Annotated in this window: 8 protein-coding genes and 1 pseudogene; 2 read left to right on the forward strand and 7 right to left on the reverse strand. The window is 39.2% G+C overall.

Translation table 11 applies throughout. The features are described from left to right. The first annotated feature begins 267 nt into the window (after nucleotides 1-267). Entirely contained in the window at nucleotides 268-1353 is a 1086-nt protein-coding gene (locus IG80_RS0108915) for a TraB/GumN family protein (RefSeq protein ID WP_198027329.1), read from the forward strand. A gap of 224 nt (nucleotides 1354-1577) precedes the next feature. On the opposite strand, the gene IG80_RS15165 is transcribed toward IG80_RS0108915, so the two are convergent. The 6 genes and pseudogenes from IG80_RS15165 to IG80_RS0108935 all read right to left on the reverse strand — a co-directional run. Continuing rightward, complete coding sequence (locus tag IG80_RS15165) at nucleotides 1578-1715, reverse strand: hypothetical protein (RefSeq protein ID WP_156962143.1); 138 nt, start codon at nucleotides 1713-1715, stop codon at nucleotides 1578-1580. 57 nt (nucleotides 1716-1772) lie between these two features. After that, complete coding sequence (locus IG80_RS17165) at nucleotides 1773-1892, reverse strand: transposase (RefSeq protein ID WP_478210017.1); 120 nt, start codon at nucleotides 1890-1892, stop codon at nucleotides 1773-1775. Beyond that, nucleotides 1861-2172: a phospholipase D-like domain-containing protein gene (locus IG80_RS16860; protein ID WP_084756333.1), complete on the reverse strand. Its 312-nt coding sequence runs from the start codon at nucleotides 2170-2172 to the stop codon at nucleotides 1861-1863. The genes IG80_RS17165 and IG80_RS16860 overlap by 32 nt, the downstream gene beginning before the upstream one ends. A gap of 440 nt (nucleotides 2173-2612) precedes the next feature. Beyond that, nucleotides 2613-3029, reverse strand: a complete 417-nt coding sequence (locus tag IG80_RS0108925; RefSeq protein WP_032113716.1) for a leucine-rich repeat domain-containing protein — start codon at nucleotides 3027-3029, stop codon at nucleotides 2613-2615. Nucleotides 3030-3091: 62 nt separating this feature from the next. Beyond that, nucleotides 3092-3709 (reverse strand): F-box/LRR-repeat protein, encoded by a 618-nt coding sequence (locus tag IG80_RS0108930; RefSeq protein WP_198027330.1) that lies wholly within the window; start codon nucleotides 3707-3709, stop codon nucleotides 3092-3094. Nucleotides 3710-4058: 349 nt separating this feature from the next. Next, nucleotides 4059-4268 (reverse strand): annotated as a pseudogene (locus IG80_RS0108935) (IS5 family transposase); the annotation flags it as partial. A 357-nt stretch (nucleotides 4269-4625) separates the two neighbouring features. Between IG80_RS0108935 and IG80_RS0108940 the strand changes: the two are divergent. Further along, the gene (locus IG80_RS0108940; protein WP_156962144.1) at nucleotides 4626-5276 is read left to right on the forward strand and encodes a hypothetical protein; all 651 of its coding nucleotides are present in this window, start codon (nucleotides 4626-4628) and stop codon (nucleotides 5274-5276) included. Here the strand turns inward: IG80_RS0108940 and IG80_RS0108945 are convergent. Beyond that, nucleotides 5244-5906: a tetratricopeptide repeat protein gene (locus IG80_RS0108945; protein ID WP_052046290.1), complete on the reverse strand. Its 663-nt coding sequence runs from the start codon at nucleotides 5904-5906 to the stop codon at nucleotides 5244-5246. The two genes, IG80_RS0108940 and IG80_RS0108945, sit on opposite strands and share 33 nt — an antisense overlap. Nucleotides 5907-6000: the final 94 nt, after the last annotated feature.

The following is a 6000-nucleotide window of genomic DNA, read 5'->3' on the forward strand; positions in this document are numbered from 1 at the left end:
CAACCCTTTATCTTGTAAAAATATGCACAGGAGAAGCATTTTCTTTGCCACAAAAATAAGATTTTCTTATATTAATACTAATTTGGTATTACTTTCGTTCAGAAGCTATCAATGAGCTGCAGGAAAACCTGATTTGAGCGAAGTTTTTCTGATTTCAGTTTAAGCGGCTTAAACGAAAATCCTTTAAATCGAGAGAGCTCTAATTGAAAAGAGACTAATTTATATCTTAATTGTACAGAAAGGGATAGGATCAGGATGCATTTTCTATTGAGAATTACATCTTCTTTAATTCTTCTAACTAATTCATTTCTCTATGCCTCTGATGATGCAAGTGAATTACAACAGAATAATAGAAATGGACAATTAATAGTTTGGCAAGAGCCTCTTGCTTTCAAGCTCCATTCAGAGTTTACTAAAATAAAAGATATTATCGAAAGAGAATCCTTTATAATCCAGAAACGTGATTTAAAGTTAATGGATTATACAAATATTCTGGGAGAAGCTTGGATTTCAGCCCAATCCAATGAAAAAATAATTACGCCATTTTTGTATCAAATTAGTAAAAATGGTAAGATAGGCTATGTACTTGGGTCATGCCATTACGTGCCATTATCATTTTTTTCTGAAGAATTTCTGAACGTTATTACTAGCTGCCGAAACTTTATCGGGGAATGTGGTGGAAATAAGCCTTTATCCCGAGTTGATCTTGAGAATTCTGGGTTATTAATTAATATCGGAAGGAGGGAGGAAGATTGGTTCGAGGACTTAGATGAGGTTATCAAGAACTATCTCACTTATATTTTTAAACATAGCAGTAAAAATCTTAGTAAAGAAGTTAATATTGGTGAAATGACTCTCAAGTTAGCAATACTAATCTATAAAATGTCTCCACAGCAGCTTTATTCTATGGACCAAGAGATTGAGGAACTTTTTCCAAAAAGTAATGTGTATAGCTTGGAGAAATTTGAACAGGTCATTGACTACATGCTTCCAAAATTTTCATCATCTGTTCTAGAGGAATGGCAAGAAGAATTATATTCTAATCTACGCAGTGGCCAAGGATTTATTGATGAATCTAGTAAAAATTTTATTCTTAATTATAAGCAAGGGCTCCTTGTTGTCGAACCCGATACTTTTCTAGACAATGGTAGCATTATACCAAGAAATCTCAATTGGATGAAAGCTTGGCACAGCTATTTTGATAAATTAGATAAACCCCTCTTTTGTATTGGGGCAGCTCACCTTTTTGGTGAACACGGAATTTTAAATTTATTGCTTCAAACGGGATATTCGATTGAGTATCCATTTGGCTTAGCACTACCTATATGCGAGATTGAAAGATATATAGAATAAACTCATCAAAGGAGCGTGACCTCCAAATAATTTGGTTTCCTAGAATAGTGCTCCATCGTGACTTCCTTCAGTAAATAAAATGAGTAACTTGGTAGAGTAAGCCGGCGGAACTTCTCCACCAGCTTACTCTCTACCTTGTATCGTCTGTCGTCCCTCTGGGGCTGTAGTAAAGATGAGTCTGATGGACTGTTAGCAAGTCACATTGTTGCCGAACGCTCAAATTCTTATGCGAAAATATGATCATTTCCCGCCTCTGTTCTTGAGGGAGATCGCGTAACTTTTTTTAAATAATCGTTTTCAATGATCAGCTTGCCAATTTTACGCTCTAACGCGATCATCTGTTTGTCATCTTGAGCAGACATGGTTGAATCCTTCTCAAAAATGGCTGACATATTAGCCAAAGCTTCTGCCTTCCAAGCTTAAATTTGTGACGGGTCGACACTATGTTTTTGCGAGATTTCAGCAATTGTTGTTTCTCCTTGAATTGGCTTTAGCGCTACTTGAGCTTTAAAAATCGGACTGCGCTTCTTGCGGCTCATCTTTCTTTCCCTTTTCTTGCTTATATAGCGGCTTAAAATTAGTAACAGTGTTACTTAGGTTACAGTTGCTATGGGCAATTCCATGAGGTTTATCGATCCTTACATCGATTTTCTCATCAATGAATTGTTTTAGAAGAGGGTTGTTTGCTTTAAAGTTGGAATGGTCCAAAATGACTTTAACATCCACATTTCGTTGATGGGCCTTGATCAGCGCGTCAACGATATCTGTGCCAGTAAAACTAAAAGCCTGAAGACGGATTGATTCCTTAGCTTCATTAATATTTTGAAGTGATAAGTTGTTGGCATGTTTGGTTAGGTTTAAAACATACTTGCCAAATACCGTTTATATCATGATAGGAGTTGTGGTATTTGTACGCTTCCAACCCAAAGTAAGGCCCTCCTAGAACCACGCTACACACAATAGCAACAGTAGGGGAAACTGCAAGTTGGATAGTCTTTTTCTTTTTGGTGATGAAACCATTAAAACTGCGAATTTTACCTAAAAAGGGTGGGGTACTTAACCTGTATTTTAACTCATAGCGGGTTAGAAGGAAGGTGTTAGTATTTTTTTATAACTGCAAGCGGCGACATTCAAACTTAGGGTATATCTCTCCTGCAGTTTTTGAAATACAATGGCACAAACAACAAACTGTTTCTCTTTATACTGTCCATCAAATGGCTACAAGATCACAGCTATCAGAATCGCTTTTTAGTGCCTTATCAATAGATTTTAAGATGAGGACACATCTCAGCCACCTTGATGCGGGCTGTCTTCGTGATATTTTGACAAAACATCAGATTCAATGAAGTTAGGTCCTTGCACCTCTCAGCCACCTTAATGAGGGCTGCATCCGTGATCAGTCCACACCCCAGCAGATCCAGCGAGGTGAGGTTTGGGCAACTCTCAGCCACCTTGATGAGGGTTGCATCCGTGATCAGTCCACACCTCACCAGATCCAGTGAGGTAAGGTTTGGGCAACTCTCAGCCACCTTGATGAGGGCTGTATCCGTGATCTGTTTGCACCCCTCTAGCTTCAGTGAGGTGAGGTTTGGGCAACTCTCAGCCACCTTGATGAGGGCTGCATCATTGATCTGCCAAGACCCCATCAGATTCAGCGATGTCAGGTTCGGGCACATCTGCGCCACCTTGATGAGGGCTGCATTCGTGATCTCTCGACACCACCCTAGATCCAGTGAAGTCAGGTTCGTACACTTCTCACCACCTTGATGAGGGCTGCATCCGTGATTTTTTCACACCCCGACAGATCCAGTGAAGTGAGGTGTGGGTACTTCTTTACAAGTTCTATGAGATTCTCATCTGTGATGGAATCATTAACCCTTAAATGTCTTCTTGTTGAATTGGCAAAATTGCCAAAATCTTGAGATACTAATGCAGCTTGTTTGGCAGAGTTCGAATCTAATAATCGAAAAATATGATAATTTACTTCCAATGGAAGCCATTCAAAAGGGTTATATCCGGTAGTATGGACGGCACTTTCAGCAAAGTTAGAGCTTTGGGGATTATTAAGGGATTCTATGGCAAGCAATGGTTGTATTCCATGATCGACCACCAAAGCCTCTACAGCTAGACTCTCAGGTAATGTATGGTCCCCTACCCTTTGCCTCGTTAGAAACGGTTGCCTTTGCTGGCCGCAATCCTCAGGGTCGGCTGCTATTTTACCCATAGGATTGGGATTATCCATAGCCAAAGTTGGGCTCTGCCAACAAAGATTTATGGCGCTTAGCAACAATAAACCCCTAATTTTTTTATAGTTATTCCCCATAACGCTTCCTCTTCTGTAATTGTAATTCTTCATTTCAATAATATATAAATAGTGTTTTTTATTATTGCCCGTGCCCCGTAGGGACGATCGATAGGGAGAAACCCGCATTCCTAGTCATGATGAGTACTGAGAAAAGATTTTCCTTATCCTTTTAAGTAAGGGGGGTAAGAAAAAATTACAAACTTTTTTGTTTAAGGTAATAGGACGGGAAAGATGGATCCTGCAACGATAATTCTGTGTGTGCCTAAGTTCTTCCTGCCCGTCAGTTTTGAAAAGGACCAAAAAACTGGAGTTATTTAGTCGACCCTGAAGTAAGAGTTTATAAATGAACTCCTCTTTTGCGTCAACGCGTCAGTGAACTCGGATCAATGGGTACATCTCATTGGAAATGGTCATAGCCACAAAAGTATTGATAGTAAGGATTCTCAACCCATTTTCTGACCACCTGTTCATCGGATAGACCTTCCATATGCTGCAGCATCATCAATTCCACCATGAGGCGAATAGGGCGTGGCGGATAACCTAATTCTGCCTGATACAAAGGGGCAAAATTAGCTTCCAAACCTTGCCAATCAATGGAGCCTGCAAGCATAAAAGTGGATGTTTGGGATTCAACTGGGTGGACAGTCGTTGACGAAAAAGATCATCTTGGCAAGTATCAATTTTTTGGGGGTTGCTCATATTTTTTGCAAGGTTTTTGATTGTTTTTTATTATTCCCCGCAAATAGTTTACACACATCCCACCAATAAATCTTTGCTTTTCTTCTTTATTTTCTTTATTTCAGCGTCGACTAAATAGCTGCAGCCATGGCGGGGTCTTAATAAGGGCAGCTAAAGAAAAATTCTTCTCAAACAACCCCTCAGGGTTATGAAGATGAATCGAATAAAAAAGAAATCCTTGAAGAAGCTAGAACATATTTGTTAATTAGTGGGAAATAGGCAAAATAATTTGGCAGAGAAAGTGCAAGATACCGTGGCATGTTACAATTTATTAAATATACTAGAAATAAAGTCCCAAATGCAAAAGAAGATATCCGGAACCATTATCCCTAACATTGGACTATTACCTCTAGTATTAACAATTGCAGGATGTGCAAGTGTTACATATGAAGAACCTAAATCTGGCTCTGTAGCAAGAGTCAGATTCGTTACAAACACGGATGGTGGAACTATAGTCCGAGGTTATAGATCTAAAGAGTGTGATGGCGAGTATGAAATGATGAGGCTTAGAAATGGATTTCTCTTTAATAGTGATCCTAGGCGCCTTGGAATACCTTTATGGAACTATCATAAAAATGCTGCAAAAGAGTTTTTTATCAGTGCTGGTATCCCTCAAGTTTATATGTTTGAAGGTAACGAATTAAATGAGCGTTACTCATATAAGTGTGGAACCGTTATGCAACAAATATTTGAAGCGGGTAAAGATTACGAGATTAATTATAAATGGCATAAGTCTAATTGTACTTTAAGGATCTATGAAATCAAAACAAGTACTTCAGGGAGTGCCGAGAAGGTTTTGTTGCAAGAGAGGGGCAATAGGCTATCTTCTGAGTTTTCAAATGCTTGTTTACAGAAATTTAAGCAGGTTCGTTGGTATTAGGGGAAGCATCAGGTTATATTTTTCTTTAATAGGGGTATGAAATGTATCTTCAGCATACTTTTCTCCTGCAGCAAGACGATACCATTCAATTGCTTTTCCAAGATCTTGCTCAACATTGAGGCCATATTCATACATTCGACCAATGGAATAAATAGCATATCCAGGGCAACCTTTTTCCGACGCTTTGTACCACTTGGCGGCTTCTTCAAGATCTATAGTAACACCACGGCCATTCTCATACATCCATCCTAAAGTATACTGAGCATCCTCATGATTTTGTTTAGCAGCCTCATGTAGCAAAGCAATTGCTTGCGCATCACTCGCTACAATGCCTTCCCCATCTCTGTACAAAAGAGCTAAATAATACTGGCCGTGTACATTTCCTTGTTCTGCTGCTTTTTGTATCCATTTTAATGCTTCTTGAATGTCTTGTTCAGTGCCCCAGCCTTCTTTGTACATAGTGCCGAGATGAGCTTGCCCATTGGAATTTCCTTGATGTGCCGCTTTCTCAAAATACTTAAAAGATTCTTTATAATCCTTGTCTACGCCCAGGCCATTCATATACATGAGGCCAAGGCAATCTTGAGCCTTAGGTAATCCTTGATTAGCAGCCTCCTTGTACCATTTCACAGCTTGTTGATCAGCTTCTAGTCCCTTAGGTAAACCAGCTCGTATAACTTCGTATAATGTATGCTATACGAAGTTATTACGCTTGTTGAATTGG

It is taken from the genome of Candidatus Paracaedibacter symbiosus, assembly GCF_000757605.1.
GTDB classification, from domain to species: Bacteria; Pseudomonadota; Alphaproteobacteria; order Paracaedibacterales; family Paracaedibacteraceae; genus Paracaedibacter_A; species Paracaedibacter_A symbiosus.

Bases quoted from the DNA above. Each gene is read 5' to 3' on its own strand.
- IG80_RS15165 (WP_156962143.1), bottom strand. From the start codon at position 1,715: ATGTCTGCTCAAGATGACAAACAGATGATCGCGTTAGAGCGTAAAATT.
- IG80_RS17165 (WP_478210017.1), bottom strand. From the start codon at position 1,892: ATGAGCCGCAAGAAGCGCAGTCCGATTTTTAAAGCTCAAGTAGCGCTA.
- IG80_RS0108930 (WP_198027330.1), bottom strand. From the start codon at position 3,709: ATGAAGAATTACAATTACAGAAGAGGAAGCGTTATGGGGAATAACTAT.
- IG80_RS0108925 (WP_032113716.1), bottom strand. From the start codon at position 3,029: ATGTGCCCGAACCTGACATCGCTGAATCTGATGGGGTCTTGGCAGATC.